General features: G+C 66.6%; 17 protein-coding genes and 1 other RNA gene. 13 read left to right on the top strand and 5 right to left on the bottom strand.

The window, feature by feature from the left end:
- Nucleotides 1-39: 39 nt before the first annotated feature.
- The 4 genes from QNO06_RS01140 to recR all read left to right on the top strand — a co-directional run bounded on the left by QNO06_RS01140 (nucleotide 40) and on the right by recR (nucleotide 4,840).
- Nucleotides 40-618: a TetR/AcrR family transcriptional regulator gene (locus QNO06_RS01140; protein WP_227912429.1), complete on the top strand. Its 579-nt coding sequence runs from the start codon at nucleotides 40-42 to the stop codon at nucleotides 616-618.
- An 86-nt stretch (nucleotides 619-704) separates the two neighbouring features.
- Nucleotides 705-800, top strand: an RNA gene (ffs, locus tag QNO06_RS01135) — signal recognition particle sRNA small type.
- A gap of 76 nt (nucleotides 801-876) precedes the next feature.
- Nucleotides 877-4,128, top strand: coding sequence for a DNA polymerase III subunit gamma and tau (locus tag QNO06_RS01130; RefSeq protein WP_227912430.1), 3,252 nt, complete (start codon nucleotides 877-879; stop codon nucleotides 4,126-4,128).
- A 115-nt stretch (nucleotides 4,129-4,243) separates the two neighbouring features.
- On the top strand, nucleotides 4,244-4,840 hold the full coding sequence (gene recR, locus QNO06_RS01125; protein ID WP_227912431.1) for a recombination mediator RecR: 597 nt from the start codon (nucleotides 4,244-4,246) through the stop codon (nucleotides 4,838-4,840).
- On the opposite strand, the gene QNO06_RS01120 is transcribed toward recR, so the two are convergent.
- Entirely contained in the window at nucleotides 4,837-5,901 is a 1,065-nt protein-coding gene (locus QNO06_RS01120) for an ABC transporter permease (protein ID WP_227912432.1), read from the bottom strand. The two genes, recR and QNO06_RS01120, sit on opposite strands and share 4 nt — an antisense overlap.
- Complete coding sequence (locus tag QNO06_RS01115) at nucleotides 5,898-6,839, bottom strand: ABC transporter ATP-binding protein (RefSeq protein WP_227912433.1); 942 nt, start codon at nucleotides 6,837-6,839, stop codon at nucleotides 5,898-5,900. Before QNO06_RS01115 ends, QNO06_RS01120 begins: the two co-directional genes overlap by 4 nt.
- A gap of 219 nt (nucleotides 6,840-7,058) precedes the next feature.
- Between QNO06_RS01115 and QNO06_RS01110 the strand changes: the two genes are divergently transcribed.
- Nucleotides 7,059-8,345, top strand: a complete 1,287-nt coding sequence (locus tag QNO06_RS01110; protein WP_227912434.1) for an aspartate kinase — start codon at nucleotides 7,059-7,061, stop codon at nucleotides 8,343-8,345.
- Here QNO06_RS01110 and QNO06_RS01105 read toward each other — a convergent pair.
- Entirely contained in the window at nucleotides 8,342-8,563 is a 222-nt protein-coding gene (locus QNO06_RS01105; RefSeq protein ID WP_227912918.1) for a VanZ family protein, read from the bottom strand. The genes QNO06_RS01110 and QNO06_RS01105 overlap by 4 nt on opposite strands.
- 172 nt (nucleotides 8,564-8,735) lie before the next feature.
- Entirely contained in the window at nucleotides 8,736-8,951 is a 216-nt protein-coding gene (locus tag QNO06_RS01100; protein ID WP_227912435.1) for a hypothetical protein, read from the bottom strand.
- Nucleotides 8,952-9,078: 127 nt separating this feature from the next.
- On the opposite strand from QNO06_RS01100, the gene QNO06_RS01095 reads away from it, so the two are divergent.
- The 3 genes from QNO06_RS01095 to QNO06_RS01085 all read left to right on the top strand — a co-directional run bounded on the left by QNO06_RS01095 (nucleotide 9,079) and on the right by QNO06_RS01085 (nucleotide 11,150).
- Complete coding sequence (locus QNO06_RS01095; RefSeq protein ID WP_227912436.1) at nucleotides 9,079-10,059, top strand: 3-methyladenine DNA glycosylase; 981 nt, start codon at nucleotides 9,079-9,081, stop codon at nucleotides 10,057-10,059.
- Nucleotides 10,002-10,526: an SRPBCC domain-containing protein gene (locus tag QNO06_RS01090; protein ID WP_227912437.1), complete on the top strand. Its 525-nt coding sequence runs from the start codon at nucleotides 10,002-10,004 to the stop codon at nucleotides 10,524-10,526. Before QNO06_RS01095 ends, QNO06_RS01090 begins: the two co-directional genes overlap by 58 nt.
- A 78-nt stretch (nucleotides 10,527-10,604) precedes the next feature.
- Entirely contained in the window at nucleotides 10,605-11,150 is a 546-nt protein-coding gene (locus tag QNO06_RS01085) for a serine protease inhibitor (protein WP_227912438.1), read from the top strand.
- A 21-nt stretch (nucleotides 11,151-11,171) separates the two neighbouring features.
- Here the strand turns inward: QNO06_RS01085 and QNO06_RS01080 are convergent, their stop codons facing one another.
- The gene (locus tag QNO06_RS01080; protein WP_227912439.1) at nucleotides 11,172-11,678 is read right to left on the bottom strand and encodes a DUF4442 domain-containing protein; all 507 of its coding nucleotides are present in this window, start codon (nucleotides 11,676-11,678) and stop codon (nucleotides 11,172-11,174) included.
- Nucleotides 11,679-11,829: 151 nt separating this feature from the next.
- Here QNO06_RS01080 and QNO06_RS01075 point away from each other — a divergent pair, with 151 nt between their 5' ends.
- The 5 genes from QNO06_RS01075 (at nucleotide 11,830) to QNO06_RS01055 (ending at nucleotide 16,055) form a co-directional block, all read left to right on the top strand.
- Nucleotides 11,830-12,123 carry a hypothetical protein gene (locus QNO06_RS01075; RefSeq protein WP_227912440.1) on the top strand — a complete coding sequence of 98 codons (294 nt, stop codon included), beginning with the start codon at nucleotides 11,830-11,832 and terminating at the stop codon, nucleotides 12,121-12,123.
- A gap of 122 nt (nucleotides 12,124-12,245) precedes the next feature.
- Nucleotides 12,246-12,500: a phosphoribosylformylglycinamidine synthase subunit PurS gene (gene purS, locus QNO06_RS01070; RefSeq protein ID WP_227912441.1), complete on the top strand. Its 255-nt coding sequence runs from the start codon at nucleotides 12,246-12,248 to the stop codon at nucleotides 12,498-12,500.
- Nucleotides 12,497-13,276 carry a phosphoribosylformylglycinamidine synthase subunit PurQ gene (gene purQ / locus QNO06_RS01065; protein WP_442860163.1) on the top strand — a complete coding sequence of 260 codons (780 nt, stop codon included), beginning with the start codon at nucleotides 12,497-12,499 and terminating at the stop codon, nucleotides 13,274-13,276. Before purS ends, purQ begins: the two co-directional genes overlap by 4 nt.
- Nucleotides 13,276-15,579, top strand: coding sequence for a phosphoribosylformylglycinamidine synthase subunit PurL (purL, locus tag QNO06_RS01060; protein WP_227912442.1), 2,304 nt, complete (start codon nucleotides 13,276-13,278; stop codon nucleotides 15,577-15,579). The genes purQ and purL overlap by 1 nt, the downstream gene beginning before the upstream one ends.
- 77 nt (nucleotides 15,580-15,656) lie before the next feature.
- A complete protein-coding gene (locus tag QNO06_RS01055; protein WP_227912443.1) occupies nucleotides 15,657-16,055 on the top strand; it encodes a hypothetical protein in 399 nt (132 codons plus the stop codon).
- Nucleotides 16,056-16,110: the final 55 nt, after the last annotated feature.

Genomic DNA, 16,110 nt, shown 5'->3' with positions numbered 1-16,110 from the left:
TATGGAGATCGTCTCCATTTGTCGATCCCGAGGAGTGCCATGACCGCCACCAAGCAGCTGCGCGCCGATGCCCGGCGGAACAGGGATGCTCTCATCGCTGCGGCGCGGCATGTATTTGACGCCGGCGACGTCGAGCTGCGCTTTGACGACTTCGCCCGCTTGGCCGGTGTTGGCACGGGAACCCTGTATCGCCACTTCCCCACCCGGGAAGCGCTGGCTGAGGCCGTTTACCAGGAAGAGATCGACTCCCTGTGCGAACGGGCAGGGGAATTGCAGGACGCTATGCCCGCCGAAGAAGCACTGGAGGCATTCCTGCACGGGATGGTCGATCATATGGAGTCGCAGAAGGGACTCGGGGCAACCCTGGCGGTCCTCCTGTCCGGCAGTACGACGGCGATCGCCGACGGCACCCGGAAGCTCACGTCAGCGGTGGACACCTTGGTGACCGCAGCCGCTGCCGCTGGGACCATACGGAAGGACATAGGAGCGGGGGCCGTCCTGCTTGCCTTGCACGGCATCGGAACCGCCTACGGCCAACCGGGTTGGCGCCATGACGCAGACGGCATGATCACCCTTCTGATGGACGGAATGCGCACAACCGGCTCCGGCCGCAGTTAACAAGGGCCTGCAAGCCCGCGCGGTCCCGCGGCTCAAGGAGCCCGCCAGCGCGCATTCGGCACCCTCAAATATCGGGTAGACTGGTTCCCGGCCCCTCATGTGGTGTCATCCTGTGAACTCCCCCAGGACCGGAAGGTAGCAAGGGTAAGCGGGCTCTGGCAGGTGCATGGGGGGTCTTTAATTTTCCCCGGAGAGCGCTTCGTCACGCACCGGGCGCCGGAGTGAAAACCGTCAGTGCCAACCGATAGGCTTCTATCTGTGAGTACAGCCCTTTACCGCCGCTACCGTCCCGAGAGCTTCGCGGATGTGATCGGCCAGGAGCACGTCACGGAGCCGCTGATGGCGGCCCTGCAAAAGAACCGCGTGAACCACGCGTACCTGTTCTCCGGTCCCCGTGGTTGCGGCAAAACCACTTCCGCGCGCATCCTGGCGCGCTGCCTGAACTGCGCTGAAGGCCCCACTCCCGTTCCCTGCGGCAAGTGCGACAGCTGTATTGAGCTTGCCCGTGACGGTTCCGGCAGCCTCGACGTCATCGAGATCGACGCCGCCAGCCACGGCGGCGTGGACGACGCCCGCGACCTCCGGGAGCGGGCCACCTTCGCTCCGGTCCGTGACCGCTACAAGATCTTCATCATCGACGAGGCCCACATGGTCACGTCCGCCGGCTTTAACGCCCTTCTGAAAATCGTTGAAGAGCCCCCGGAACACATCAAATTCATCTTCGCCACCACGGAGCCGGACAAGGTCATCGGGACCATCCGCTCCCGCACCCACCACTACCCCTTCCGCCTGGTCCCGCCGGAGCCGCTGCTGGCCTACCTGGAAAAGCTCTGCGCCCAGGAACAGGTAGCCGTGGCACCCGGTGTGCTTTCCTTGGTGATCCGGGCCGGCGGCGGGTCGGTGCGTGACACCCTGTCCGTCCTCGACCAGCTCATGGCCGGTGCCGGCCCCGAGGGACTGGACTACGAACTAGCCGTTTCCCTGCTGGGTTACACGCCGGTATCCCTGCTCGACGACGTCGTCGACGCTGTGGCCGCAGCGGACGCAGCAACGGTATTCCGCGCCGTCGACCGTGTCATCCAGACCGGCCAGGACCCGCGCCGATTTGTCGAAGACCTGCTGGAACGCTTCCGCGACCTGATCATTGTCAACGCCATGCCGGACAGTGCCGCTGCCGTGCTGCGCGGCATGCCGGAGGACCAGATCAGCCGGATGCAGACCCAAGCTGCGCAGCTGGGCGGCAGCGAGCTTTCCCGGGCCGCAGACATCACCAACACCGCTTTGACCGAGATGACCGGCGCCACCTCGCCGCGCCTGCATCTGGAGCTGCTCTGCGCACGCATCCTGCTGCCGGCCGCAGACCAGACCGAACGCGGAACCGCTGCACGGGTGGACCGCCTCGAGCGGCGCCTGAGCTACGCCGGCGATCCCACCGAAGCCATGGGCCGCGCAGCCGCTGCTGCCTCGCCGGTAACCACCATCCCGGCCGCCGCACCCACCGCATCGCAGTCGGGTGCTTCCGCGCCGTCCGTGGATGAAGCACCTTCCTCGCCGCGGGGCATCGACTTTGCCGCCACCCCCTCCCCCGGGGAAACTTCGGACCAGGGCGGATCGGATGCACCTGCGGCAGATAGTGCTCCTGCTGCGGGGGGCAGCTCCCTGGACTGGGGCGGTACCTGGTCCACTCCCGTGGATGCACCCGGCCAAAGCTCTCCCGCTGCCAGCAGCACTGCCGGCGCTGCGTCCGCACCCGCGCAGAGCCCGGCCGCTGACCGGAGCGGCTCGGCTCCGTCGTCCGCAGCTGCGCCAGCGGGACCGGCCGGAAGCAACGGTTCCTCCACCAACGGCTCACAGGCGCCGGCACAGCAGCCTGCCGCCGGCAGCCCTGCACAGCAGCCTGCCGCCGGCAGCCCTGCACAGCAGCCTGCCGCCGGCAGCCCTGCAGTCGGCAGCCCTGCAGCCCCCTCCCGTCAGGCACCCGCCGCGGGGAACGGAGCTGCTCCCGCAGGCGGAGGCGGGCAGATCGAGATGATCCGCCGCGCCTGGCCCGAAATCATGGATGCCCTCACGAGTATCCGCCGGGCCACTTGGCTGAACGTCAGCAAGAACTCCAGCCCTCGCTCCTTTGACGGCAAGGTCCTGGAACTGGCGTTCTCCAACCCGGGGGCAGCCACCAACTTCAACCGGCCAGACCACTTGGATAACCTGCGCAAGGCCATCCATCAGGTCCTGGCGCTGGACTGCCAGATCAATCCGATCCATGACAGCTCGGCGTCAGCGGGTGAGTCGGGCCCAAAAGCCGATAGCCGGCGCGCGCCGGCATCCGCCCCGGCTGCAGCGGTTTCTGCGGGTGGCCCCGGCAGCTCCGCAGCCAATGCACCGGCTGGGCAGGCACCCTCCGCGCCGTCGGCTGGGCGCCCTGACGCTCCGGCCACTGCCGAGCACCCGGACGAACCGTTTGCGCCTGGCACCCCTGCGAGTGCCATTGTTGGCACCGTTGCAAGTGCCCCTACGGTCGGCCCGGCCGGCGCCGCACGTACGGCAGAAGCCCGTCCGGATGCTGACACCGCAGCGGCTGGCAACGCCCGCACAACATCGCCTGGCTCCGGAACTCAGGACGCCGGGGGCTCCGGCGCACCGGCTTGGCCGCTGGCAGCTGCGGCAGTTTCGTCCTCAGCCGCGACGGTAGCACCCTCGGTTGCGCCCTCCCCCGCAGCCCCCACCCACGCCGCCGGCCCGAATCCGGAAGCTGCGGACACGAAGGCATCAGAACCTGCTGCGGCCGCGCCGGTGAATGCGGCATCTGCTGCACTGCGCCGTCGGACCGTCTCGCCGTCCAACGCGCCGGGAGCTTCTGCCTCCCGGGGCACAGGCGCCGGCCGTGGCGGCGGACGGGCAGCCCAGTCCGGACCGCAGCCGGGTCCGTCGGACGAGCCGTGGCCGGACGAGCCTTCCGATCCCTTCAACGACGCACCGGAAAGCAATGCCTGGGAAACCGCCGAGGCACCTGCCGATGTGTACTCCGGTGGCCACCTCTCCGATTCCGAGTGGGCCACCACCAACTGGGCGGGCACCGGATCGAGCGCCGCTCCAACGACCGGAGCAAACGGCCAGACGGCAGCAGCCTCCGCGCCGGCGGCTGCGAAGCCCGCAGTGGAGGCAGCAGCCCCAGCCGCGCGGGCCTCGGCTCCTGCGGCCCCAGCAGCACGAGCTTCGGCTCCTGCGGCGCCGGCCGCTCGGGCTTCCGCTCCTGCCGCACCGGCCACACCCGCAGCACCCGCCGGCCCCAACCAACCGCTGAGCCGCTACCAGAAGCTGCTCAACGAAGCCGCCCAGCGCGGCGGCGGAGCCCCCGTCAGGGGGAGCCGCCCAGTAGACTCGGCATACGTCGAAGACGTTCCCAGCGCCGATGACATCACGCTGGAGGACTCGGGACTGGTGGGCCGCAAGGCCATTGAGCGGATCCTGGGCGGCCGGCTGATCGAGGAACGCAGCGTCGACGGCCGCTGACCGGACGGCACCAACGACGGCGGTCCCCGCCAAACATTCCGGCAGCGGCTCCAGCCGGCTGCCGGCAGCAGATGATTGAGCAACAAATGCAATTCAACCCAGCAGAGAAGGTTACGTGTACGAAGGTGCGGTTCAGGAACTCATCGATGAACTAGGCCGCCTGCCCGGCGTGGGGCCGAAGTCCGCCCAGCGCATTGCGTTCCACATCCTCGAGTCCGATCCCGATGACATGAAGAAGCTGGCCACGGCCATCGTCACGGTCAAGGAGCGGGTGAAATTCTGCACTGTGTGCGGCAACGTCACGGAGCAGGAAACCTGCGCCATCTGCCGCGATCCGCGGCGCGATCCCACCATGATCTGCGTGGTGGAGGAATCCAAGGACGTCATCGCGGTGGAACGCACCCGGTCCTTCCGCGGCCGCTACCACGTGCTGGGCGGCGCCATTAACCCCATCGGGGGCATCGGCCCGGACCAGCTGCGCATCCGTGAACTGCTCAGCCGGCTCTCCGACGAACAGATCTCCGAAATCATCATCGCCACCGATCCGAACCTCGAGGGTGAAGCCACCGCCACCTACCTGGTGCGGATGCTCAAGACCCTAGGCATCAAGGTCACCCGCCTTGCCTCCGGGCTGCCGGTGGGCGGAGACCTGGAATACGCCGACGAAATCACCCTGGGCCGGGCCTTCGAAGGCCGCCGCAGCATGTCCTAGGCGATCCGCGTTCCGGCAGAGAGGTTCCGCACCGGCGTCACCAGCCGGCGTCGTCCCAGGAAGAGCAGCAGCGCGGCCACGGCAAGCTGGATTCCCAGCCCCAGCGGCCAGATCGGCGTGACGGCCAGTGAGCCGGCCGTGACGCCCGGTTTCTTCTCGCCGTTCACGCACGGCATCCCGCTCTCGGGACCGGCCTGGGCCTCGCGGACGAGAATGCTGATGCTTTCCATGACTCCGCTCTCGACGCCGGGTTTTCCGCTCTGCGCCGGCATGGCGTCGGCAACAATCACAAAGGGATTGGCGGCGAGGATCCAGGCGACCCGTTCGGTGCGCAGCGCCGGCATATCCTGCACTTCTCCCACGCACTCGTAGTTTTCCGGGTCGAAAGGCACGGACTGGGAGTACTGGACCGGACTGGCACGAACCGTTCCCTCGGTCAGTGTGGTGCTGAGCCCAAAGGCAATCAGGGTACCCAACCCCAGTAGGGCCACCAGCATGTAGGTCACCACAATGGAGAACAGCGGACGGGCGGCCAGCGCCGAAACTCCCACCCCCACGGCGCACACAATCCCCAGTTCCACGGCCAGCATCACTACGGCCACGAGCGCGGAGAGCGGACGGACCCCGCCCAGGACGAGCGCCCAGAGCAGGAACGGTACGCTCGCTACCAGGAAACCGAGCGAAGCCACCCATGCCGCCAGCCACTTGCCGGCCAAAATTTGGCCGGGCCGCAGCAGCGTGACCTGCAAAATAGCCAGGGTGCCCGCGGCGCGGTCACCGTTCACCCCGTTGGCTGACAGGGCCGGGGCCAGCAGCAGGCCGAAGAACAGGACAAAGCCGACCATCAGCTCGAACAGGACCGGGCCTCGCTGGCCCTGCTGGGAGCCGGCGTTCAAGGCCGTCAGCATCGCGACGAGCCCAATGACGAAAAACCAGACCGTCAGCAGGACGTACCAGCTGCGCGTGCGCAGCCGCTGCTTCATTTCCAGGGCAAACACGGACCGCACGCCGCTGGCGTAACCAAGCGGGGAAACAACCGGACTTTGGCTCAGGGTACTCATCGGCGATCGGTTTCCAAACTCATGTAGGTCTCTTCCAGGGCACCGCCGGACGGGGCGAAGGCGGTGACGCCGACGTCGGCAAGCACCAGGTTGCGCAGCAGTTCGGCGGCTGCGTCCTCGCCGGACACCCGGATCTGTACGTGGGGCCGCTGCTGGTCCTGCGGCTGCCGGTATTGGAGCTGCTGCGCATCCACCTGCCGCAGCAGTTTCCCGGTGTCCAGCGCACGGACGGTGTACCAGCGTTCCTGCGTGCCGGCGTCGGAAAGCGACTGGGTCTTCACGGTTTCACCGCGCGCCACGAAAACTGCCCGGTCCGCCATTTCATCCAGCTCGGAGAGCACATGCGAGGAGACCAGAATCGTTTTACCCTCGCCGGTCAGCCGTCGCAGCAGCACCCGCAGGTCCACCCGAGAGGCCGGGTCAAGGCCGGACGCGGGCTCGTCCAGCAGCAGTACGGAGGGGTCGTGGATCAGCGCCCGGGCCAGGCTCAGCCGCTGCTGCTGCCCCCGGGACAGAACGCGTGCGGGCTGGTCCGCGTATTCGGTCAGGTGCACGGTGTCCAGCAGTTCGGCAGCACGGGCAGCGGCAGCGGACCGGCCCAATCCGTAGAAGGCCCCCATGGTGGTCAGGATTTCCGTGGCGGTCAGCGATTCCCAGGTTCCCAGCGTGTCCGGCATCCAGCCCACGGTGGCGCGCACCGCACCGGCTTGGGTCAGCGGGTCGAACCCGTTGATCCGCACGGAACCGGCATCGGGTGCCAGCAGGGAGGCAAGAATGAGCAGGAGCGTGGTTTTGCCTGAACCGTTCGGGCCGATCAGCGCCGTCACTTCCCCGGCGGGTGCCGTGAAATCCATGGCACGGATCGCCTGCACGCTACCGAAACTGCGCTGGATTCCCTCGGCGACTATGCCCGTGCTCTCGGCACTGTTATTCCCCATGGCGCCCACCATAGGGTCCGGCAGTCCGGGACTACGGTACAAACTCGCCGCAAAGTGACGTTAAGTGCATGTTGCCGTGATATTTCAGCCCGGCCCAAGCGCGGCTATAGACTTTCTGGACGGACGTCGTGGGTAGCGCGGCCCGTTTTCCAGGGGAATACCTGCCACGCCGAAGATGCCGGGCACACCAGAGAACAACAAAACTCAGAAAGTGTACGCATGAGCCTGATAGTGCAGAAATTCGGCGGTTCCTCCGTAGCGGACGCCGAAGGCATCAAGCGCGTGGCCAAGCGCGTGGTGGATACCCATGCCGCCGGCAACGAAGTGGTGGTAGTGGTTTCCGCCATGGGCGACAGCACCGATGAGCTCCTCGATCTGGCCGGACAAATCACCACCCTGGGCAACGCCCGGGAAATGGACATGCTGCTCAGCGCCGGAGAACGCATTTCAATGGCCCTGCTGGCCATGGCCATCAACCAGCTGGGCGGCTCCGCGCAGTCCTTCACCGGCAGCCAGGCCGGCATGATCACGGATGCCATCCATGGCAAGGCCCGCATCATCGATGTCTCCCCGCACCGGATCAAAACAGCCATTGAGCGCGGCGACATCGCCATCGTGGCCGGCTTCCAGGGCGTCAGCCAGGACAGCCACGACATCACCACCCTCGGCCGCGGCGGCTCGGACACCACTGCCGTAGCGCTGGCCGCTGCCTTGGATGCCGATGTCTGCGAGATCTACACCGACGTCGACGGCGTGTACACCGCCGATCCGCGGGTGGTTTCGAGCGCGCAGAAGATCGAGAAGATTTCCAGCGAGGAAATGCTGGAACTGGCCGCTTCCGGGGCCAAGATCCTGCACCTGCGCTGCGTGGAATACGCCCGCCGCTTCGGTGTGCCGCTGCACGTCCGCTCATCCTTCAGCTCACACGAGGGAACCTGGGTACTGCCCAGCCCCGACGACAAGATCAAGATTCAAGAGGGAGAACCCTTGGAACAGCCCATCATCTCCGGTGTTGCCCACGACCGTTCCGAAGCCAAGGTCACGGTGGTGGGTGTCCCTGACATCCCCGGCAAGGCTGCTGAGATCTTCGGCATTGTGGCCGGGGCGAACTCCAACATCGACATGATCGTGCAGAACGTCTCCACCAAGGGTTCGGGACGGACCGACATCTCCTTCACGCTGCCGATCATCGACGGCAAGGAGGCCATTGATGCGCTGAACGCCGCCAAGGACGAGGTCGGTTTCGACACCATCCAGTACAACGAGCAGATCGGCAAGCTTTCCCTCATCGGTGCCGGAATGCGTTCCAACCCGGGTGTATCGCACCGCTTCTTCGAGGCCCTGCACCACGCCGGGGTCAACATCGACATGATCTCCACCTCGGAGATCCGGATTTCCGTAGTGACCAGTGCCAAGTTGCTGGACACGGCCGTGCGCGCGGTCCATGCGGCGTTCGGGCTCGACGGCGAGGACGAGGCCACGGTTTACGGCGGCACCGGGCGCTAGGGTTCCGGCTTAACCGGTTGGAGCGGGGATTCCGCGGGTAGCCGCCGCCGGGTGCGGGCCCGGTGGATCCACAGGGCGGCTGCCGCCAGCACGGCTCCTGTCAGGGCGCCGGCACTGTTGGCCAGCCAGTCCGTGGCGGTGCAGCTGCGGCCGAGCACGGGGACGAACGCCTGGACCGCCTCGATCAGTGCCGACAGACCGACACCGGCAAGGAACATGGCCACAGGTAGTGGGAAACATAGTCAGCAGCAGGATGGCGGCCGTGTACAGATTCAGCAGTACGCGGGCCGCGCGCGTCCGGGTATCAGCCACGCCCCCAGCAGGGGCCAGGCGATGACGAGCGCTGCGAACGCGGTCTGCACCAGCCACATATGGGTGCCCAGGAAGTGGCTAATGACGCTCGCGGGAGACGATGTAACTGCTGCCGTCGGCCCGGGTCTTGGTCTCCCACATGACCTTTTCCTGCTCCTGCTGCGCCTTGAGCAGTGCCTTATTTTCCTCGGTCATGGGGTGCTCGGTGGAACCCTGCTGCGCCGGACCGAAGATCAGCCGCACTTTGCCCGTGGTCCGCATGAACCGGGACACGAAGCTTTCCTTCTCAACCATGCTGCACCTTTCGAACGGGCTTCCGTTCACATCCTACTAATGATCACTCGGGAAGGATCCGGCGGCGGCAGGCGGACGCTCCGCAGATGCCGACGACGTCCATGCCGGCAGGCAGGATAATGGAGGCGTGATACCTTCCGCCCATCCCGTTGTCCTCCCCCAGGACCAGTGGCTGCCTCGCCAGGCAGCGCACGAAGCACGTGTGCGCCCCTTCACCGAGGACTACCTGCAGCGCCGCTCCGCCGGACGCAAGCACCCCGTGGAAGATTTCCTCTTCACCTACTATTCCCAAAAGCCGGGCCAGCTGCTGCGCTGGCACCCGGGCGCCGGCGTCGTCCTGACCGGTGAGGCTGCACGCGAACGTGCGGGCTGGAAGTTCTACCGAAACCTCACGGCAGACGAAACGGCCGCGGCCGGACTGGACGGCGCCACCCCGGCCGTGACGGTGGACGTGGCCGGGTTCGCCGCAGCACGAGGTGAAGCGGCGGCCTTTACCGCCATGCTGCTCTCCCGCACGGCCGCCCGGAAACCGGTGCTGGGCTGCTTCGGCATGCACGAGTGGGCCATGGCGTACAAGTCCGAGGACAACGGGATCCGCCACGACTACCTGCAGCTGCGGCTGGGTGCGCAGGGCACCGACGAACTGGTGGAGCGCAGCAAAATCCGCTGCACCCACTTCGACGCCTTCCGGTTCTACACCCCCGAAGCCGTACCCCTGAACGAACTGACCCCCACCCGTGAAAACCAGCGGGACCTGGAACAGCCCGGCTGCCTGCACGCCAACATGGACCTGTACAAATGGGCGTACAAGCTTGTCCCGCTGCTGCCCAGCGAGCTGGTGATGGATTGCTTCGAGCTGTCCTGGCGGATCCGGATGATGGACATGCGCGCCTCGCCATATGACCTTGAGGACTGGGGTTATGCACCCATTCCAGTGGAGACACCGCAGGGGCGGGCGGAGTATGCTGCCGCGCAACGGGCATTTGCCGAGGAATCACAGCAGCTCCGGGCCCGCATCCTGGACCTGCTGGCCCAATTGGGAGAGCAGCCATGGAGCCAGAGCCCACCGGCCGGGTCCTCCGCACCGGAGACCAGTCCTACCAGCTGATCCTTACGCGCGGTTTTCCGGTGCCCCCGGCGGACATATGGTCCGCCCTCACCGATCCTGCTCAGGCGGCGGCGTGGTTCGGCCGCTGGGAAGGGCACCCGGCCCGGAACAGCAGTTTTGACCTGCAGATGCTTTACGAAGAGGGTCTGCCCTGGAGCCGGGTGCAGGTCCGGGATTGCGCGGCGCCTGAGCTGCTGCGGCTGCTGGTCGGGGACGACGACGGCGCCTGGGACCTGGAGATCCGGTTGCAGGACGCTGCCGGCGGAACGCGGATGGAATTCATCCAGCATCTGGCCGACCCCACTGCGGCCGGCAGCTACGGTCCGGGCTGGGAATACTACCTGGACCGGCTCAAAGCGGCACTGAACGGCACTCCTGCGCCGGAGTTCGGCGATTATTATCCGGCGCAGGGTCCTTACTTCGAGGAGCAGGCCCGGACCGCACTGGGAGCGGGTTACGCCGGTTGAGCGTGCGGGCCGATTTGGGTGGTCCGCCGCTTGACGGGGCCACTAGGCTGGGTGCCACCGACTGATGGAGGTCTCACCATGATCCGTCCCCGCCGCACCGGCTTCCCCCTGCTGCTGCTCTGTTCCGTGCTGGTTTTGGCCGCCTGCGGCTCTAACGCCGGCACCCCTGGCGATGACAGCTCGGCCTCCGCCTCTGCCACTCCCGGGGTTTCGCCCTCCGCAGCATCCCCAACTGCCTCCGCTCCGGCTCCCACCTCCGCTCCGGCCCCCGTCCCCGGTCAGGCAGCCGCAGCCTCCCTCACGGTGGAATTCATGGCGGACGGCCAGAACACCACTGACACTTGGACCCTGCAGTGCGAGGGCACCACCCCGCTCCCCGGCTCAAATGTTCCCGATCCTGCGGCGGCCTGTGCCCTGCTGGCCGGGCAGGGGGCAACGCTTTTCGCCGAACCGGAGGCCGGCATGATGTGCACGCAGATCATTGCCGGCATGCAGCGCGCCCATGTAACCGGGACCGTCAACGGGAGCGCGGTGGACGCGTCCTTCGCGTTAACCGACGGCTGCCAGATCTCCCGCTGGGAAAACCTGACCGCCCTGCTGGGCCCGGCCAACGGCAGCCTGTAACGGGCTGTAACCGGGCAGCCCCTAACCTGCTGCGGTGTCCCCCGCGGCGGGAGCAACGGCGTCCCGGCTCTCCCGCTTCCGTCGGATGTAGACCTGCTTGCGCACCCGCGCCACCACCGCACCGGTCTTGTCCGTGATGTCCACCGAGAACCACTCAAGGACCTTGTCCCCGTTAGCAGCCAACTTACGGAGACGCTCGACGTCGGCCTTAGCCAGCGTGAACTCGGCGGTGACCTCGCCGTTGCCGGGCTTGATGAAATCGACTTCCGCGGACTTGTCCCACACCACGTGGTCTTTGCCGAGGTGGTGCAGCAGGAGCATCATCCAGAACGGGTCGGTCATGGCGAAGAGCGAACCGCCGAAATGCACACCGGCAACATTCCGGTTCCACCAGTGCTCACGCAGCCGCACCGAAACGCCCAGATAGTCCGGATCCAGGCGGGTGACCCGGATTCCGGTGAAGGCGAACGGCGGCCAGATGTTCATAAACCGGCGGACGGTACCCGGTTGTGCTTTGAGCAGTTTCACCGCTCCACTGTAGCCACCCGTGATCCAGGTCTCCGTCAGGCGGGGCCTGTACATGCCACCGCGGTTCGTGGCATATTATGAGTAAGCATGCTTACTATCCGTTCTGGACGATGGAACTGTCCGTCCGGACCTGACTTGAAGGTCTCGTATTATGTCCATTGAAATCAGTCCCGAAGATCTCTCCGGGGCAGGCTCTGCCGCTCCGGGTGAGTTCTACGGCCACGGCATCGGGCATTCCTTGGTCTGGGCACGCGGCCTGGCCGAACCCGCGGACGCCGAGTACATGCACTGCGGCGAACCCATGCGGCCCCGCGACGGCCGCCAGCTCTCCATCTTCGAACCGGTCAGCACCGAATCCATGCCGGCGAACGCCCCCGCCGAAGTGCAGCTCGAGACCACGGTGCTGCGCTGCCGCTGCGGGTTCCAGCTGGAAATCCCGGCCTGACCGGGCACGTCCACGTAACGCGCGTAACGCCGCTAGACTGAGTCGTGCAAGCTCGCGGAGCGCTGAATCAGCGTGAGACGGCAGGGTCCGCGGCCACCCATTTCACTCACAGGAGTTGCCGGATGCCCCGGATCGTTGTTGATGTAATGCCCAAACCCGAGATCCTGGATCCGCAGGGAAAAGCCATTGCCGGGGCGCTGCCCCGCTTGGGGCTGACCGGGTTCACCGGCGTCCGGCAGGGCAAGCGTTTTGAGCTCACCGTGGACGGGGAGGTCACCCCGGAAATCCTGGAGCAGGCCCGCAACGCCGCCGCGACGCTGCTCTCCAACCCCGTGATCGAAGACGTTACCCGCGTCGAAGTTCTCCCGGAGGCCTGACCTTGAGCACTCCCCTCATTGGTGACTTCTCCGTCGCCCCTGAAAATGACGCCCTGCGGGCGGTCCGGGTTGGTGTGATCACCTTCCCCGGCACATTGGATGACCGCGACGCTGCCCGGGCCGTGACCATCGCCGGCGGCACCGCCGTCGGGCTGTGGCATGCCGAAGCGAACCTGCAGTCGGTGGATGCCGTAATCATTCCCGGCGGCTTCTCCTACGGCGATTACCTGCGCGCCGGTGCGATTTCCCGCTTCGCTCCGCTGATGGAAAAGGTGGTGGATGCCGCCGCGGGCGGCATGCCCGTGCTGGGCATCTGCAACGGCTTCCAGATCCTCACCGAGGCGCACCTGCTGCCCGGCTCCATGATCAAGAACAACCATTTGAAGTTCTCCTGCGCGGACCAGCTGCTGCGCGTGGAGAACAACACCACCGCCTGGACCTCGGCCTACGAGCCCGGTGCGGGCATGGTCATTCCGCTGAAGAACCAGGACGGCCAGTACGTTGCGGATGAAAAGACGCTGGACGAACTCGAGGGCGAAGGCCGGGTGGTGTTCCGTTACGACGGCGAAAACCCCAACGGCTCCCGCCGCGGCATTGCCGGCATCAGTAACGCCGCAGGCAACGTCGTCGGCCTGATGCCGCACCCCGAGCACGCCGTGGAACCGGGCTTCGGCCCGGATTCCTCCGCCTACGGCGAGGTGGGCCTGGGCTACGGCACCGACGGCCTGCGCATCTTCTCCTCAGTTCTCAACTCGCTCGTTGCCGGAGGCAAGTAATGACCGTTTCCCCTGCAGCGGACCAGAAGAAGTTCCGCATCGACACCGTTGAGCACGCCGCGGCCACCCCGGACACCGAGCTGCCCTGGGCTGAACTGGGCCTGAAGGAAGACGAATTCAGCAAGGTCGTGGAGATCCTTGGCCGCCGGCCCACCGCGGCGGAACTGGCCATGTACTCGGTCATGTGGTCCGAGCACTGCTCCTACAAGTCCTCCAAGGTGCATTTGAAGCAGTTCGGTGACAAGGTCACCGAGAAGATGAAGGAACACCTGCTCGTGGGCATCGGCGAGAACGCCGGCGTCGTCGACATCGGTGAAGGCTGGGCCGTGACCTTCAAGGTCGAATCCCACAACCACCCCTCCTTCGTGGAGCCCTACCAGGGTGCCGCCACCGGCGTCGGCGGCATTGTCCGCGACATCATCTCCATGGGCGCACGCCCGGTGGCCGTAATGGACCCGCTGCGCTTCGGCGCCATTGACCACCCGGACACCGCCCGGCTGGTGCACGGCATCGTCTCCGGCATCGGCGGCTACGGAAACTCCCTGGGCCTGCCGAACATCGGCGGGGAACTGGTCTTCGACTCCGTTTACCAGGGCAACCCGCTGGTCAACGCCCTGGCCGTGGGCGTGCTGCGGCACGAGGACATCCGCCTGGCCAACGCTTCCGGCGCCGGCAACAAGGTGGTGCTCTTCGGCGCACGCACCGGCGGCGACGGCATTGGCGGCGCCTCCGTGCTGGCCTCCGAGTCCTTTGACGCGGACAAGCCCTCCAAGCGCCCCGCCGTGCAGGTGGGCGACCCGTTCGCCGAAAAGGTACTCATTGAGTGCTGTCTGGAACTGTTCAAATCCTCCGTGGTGGAAGGCATCCAGGACCTGGGCGCGGCAGGGATTTCCTGCGCGACGTCGGAACTGGCCTCCAACGGCGACGGCGGCATGCACGTGGAACTGACCAACGTGCTGCTCCGCGATCCCACCCTCACCCCGGGCGAGATCCTGATGTCCGAGTCCCAGGAACGCATGATGGCCGTAGTGACCCCGGAGAACGTCGAGGCGTTCGAAGCCATCATGGACAAGTGGAACGTGGAGTACTCCTGGCTTGGCGAGGTCACCGGCACCGGCCGGCTGATCATCGACTGGGACGGCGAGACCATTGTGGACGTGGATCCGCGCACCGTGGCCCATGAAGGCCCGGTCTACCAGCGCCCCATGTCCCGGCCCGCCGCGCAGGATTCCATCCAGGCCAGCTCCTTCAGCGCGGAACGCCCGTTCGGCAGCGCCGCGGTCAAGGACGCCATCCTGGAGCTGATGGCCTCCCCCAACATGTGCGACAAGTCCTGGGTCACCAACCAGTACGACCGCTATGTGCAGGGCAACACCGCCCTGGCCATGCCCGATGACGCCGGGGTGATCCGCGTGGATGAAACCACCGGACTGGGTGTGGCCATTTCCACGGACGCCAACGGCCGCTACTCCTACCTGGACCCGTACGAGGGTGCCAAGCTGGCGCTGGCCGAGTCCTACCGGAACGTCTCCACCGCCGGTGCCACGCCACTGGCCGTCACCGACTGCCTGAACTTCGGCTCCCCCGAGGACCCCGAAGTGATGTGGCAGTTCGCCGAGTCCGTGCGCGGACTGGCCGACGGCTGCAAGGAACTCGGCGTACCGGTCACCGGTGGCAACGTCTCGCTCTACAACCAGACCGGCGGCGTCGCCATCCACCCCACCCCGGTGGTGGGCGTCCTGGGCGTGTTCGACGACGTCGCCCGCCGCACGCCGTCGGGCTGGCGGCAGGATGGACAGGCCATCTACCTGATGGGCACCACGCAGGACGAGCTGGACGGCTCCGAGTTTGCCAACCTGCGCGGACACCTGGGCGGCCGGCCGCCTAGGGTGGACCTGCAGGCCGAGAAGCTGCTGGGCGAACTGCTGGTCAACGCCTCCCGCGACGGCATGATCGACGCCGCGCACGACCTCTCCGAGGGCGGCCTCGCAGCGGCCCTGTCCGAAATGGCGCTGCGCTTCGGCGTCGGCGCCCGCATCGGGCTCGGCGAGGTTTGTGAGCGGGACGGGGTGGACCTGTTCACCATGCTCTTCTCCGAGTCCCAGGCCCGTGCCGTGGTGGCCGTGGCCCGCAGCGAAGAGGTGCGCTTCAACGACATGTGCTCGGCCCGCGGCTTCCCGTACGCCCGGATCGGCGTGGTGGACACGGAGATCGGCGCGCTGGATTTCCAGAGCAACTTCGTGCTGCCGCTGGACGAGCTGAAGGCTGCGCACGAAGGAACGCTGCCGCGGCACTTCGGCTAACCCTGCGCGGATGAGCAGCAAGGGCCCGGCGGTCTTCCACCGGGCCCTTGCACGTTCCCCATGTAGGCTCCGGGGGTATGGAGAAAACACTCGAGGCCCGGACCGCGCGGGCACGGCTGCTGTGCGGGCTGGCGAGCCTGGCAGTCGGCTCCGTCCCCCTGATCCTGTCCTGGCCGTACCTGTTCACCGGCGGCGATGAGCAGATTTCCGCCTGGCTGGCATCCGCAGCCGGACTCATCGCAGTCGGCACCGGGGTATGGCTCTTGACCGGTGCCCGGAGCCGGGGCGAAGAGCAGGTGCTCACCCAGGACCGGTCCCGGACCGGATACGCGGCCGTCATGATCGGCGTATGCGTCCTCCTGCTCGCCGGTTCGCTCAGCCTTGATCAGCCCACCGTTTCCACGGGCGTGGCACCCCTGCTGATAACGAACTGTTTCCGAATGCTTTTCGAGCGCGATGAGCGTGCAAACAAGTAGTGTCCGACACCGTTCAGGGCGTCGGATGGGGGCAAATGCGCATGCAGCGTGCAAA

It is taken from the genome of Arthrobacter sp. zg-Y20 (genome assembly GCF_030142075.1).
Lineage (GTDB): Bacteria > Actinomycetota > Actinomycetes > Actinomycetales > Micrococcaceae > Arthrobacter_B.
Note: the sequence above shows the minus strand (reverse complement) of the source record. Positions and strands in the feature narration are given on the sequence as shown.

Bases quoted from the DNA above. Each gene is read 5' to 3' on its own strand.
- QNO06_RS01090 (WP_227912437.1), top strand. From the start codon at position 10,002: ATGGAGCCAGAGCCCACCGGCCGGGTCCTCCGCACCGGAGACCAGTCC.
- QNO06_RS01115 (WP_227912433.1), bottom strand. From the start codon at position 6,839: ATGGGGAATAACAGTGCCGAGAGCACGGGCATAGTCGCCGAGGGAATC.
- QNO06_RS01110 (WP_227912434.1), top strand. From the start codon at position 7,059: ATGAGCCTGATAGTGCAGAAATTCGGCGGTTCCTCCGTAGCGGACGCC.
- purS (WP_227912441.1), top strand. From the start codon at position 12,246: ATGCCCCGGATCGTTGTTGATGTAATGCCCAAACCCGAGATCCTGGAT.
- QNO06_RS01100 (WP_227912435.1), bottom strand. From the start codon at position 8,951: ATGGTTGAGAAGGAAAGCTTCGTGTCCCGGTTCATGCGGACCACGGGC.
- QNO06_RS01105 (WP_227912918.1), bottom strand. From the start codon at position 8,563: ATGTTCCTTGCCGGTGTCGGTCTGTCGGCACTGATCGAGGCGGTCCAG.
- QNO06_RS01075 (WP_227912440.1), top strand. From the start codon at position 11,830: ATGTCCATTGAAATCAGTCCCGAAGATCTCTCCGGGGCAGGCTCTGCC.
- QNO06_RS01140 (WP_227912429.1), top strand. From the start codon at position 40: ATGACCGCCACCAAGCAGCTGCGCGCCGATGCCCGGCGGAACAGGGAT.
- QNO06_RS01055 (WP_227912443.1), top strand. From the start codon at position 15,657: ATGGAGAAAACACTCGAGGCCCGGACCGCGCGGGCACGGCTGCTGTGC.
- purL (WP_227912442.1), top strand. From the start codon at position 13,276: ATGACCGTTTCCCCTGCAGCGGACCAGAAGAAGTTCCGCATCGACACC.
- QNO06_RS01120 (WP_227912432.1), bottom strand. From the start codon at position 5,901: ATGAGTACCCTGAGCCAAAGTCCGGTTGTTTCCCCGCTTGGTTACGCC.
- QNO06_RS01085 (WP_227912438.1), top strand. From the start codon at position 10,605: ATGATCCGTCCCCGCCGCACCGGCTTCCCCCTGCTGCTGCTCTGTTCC.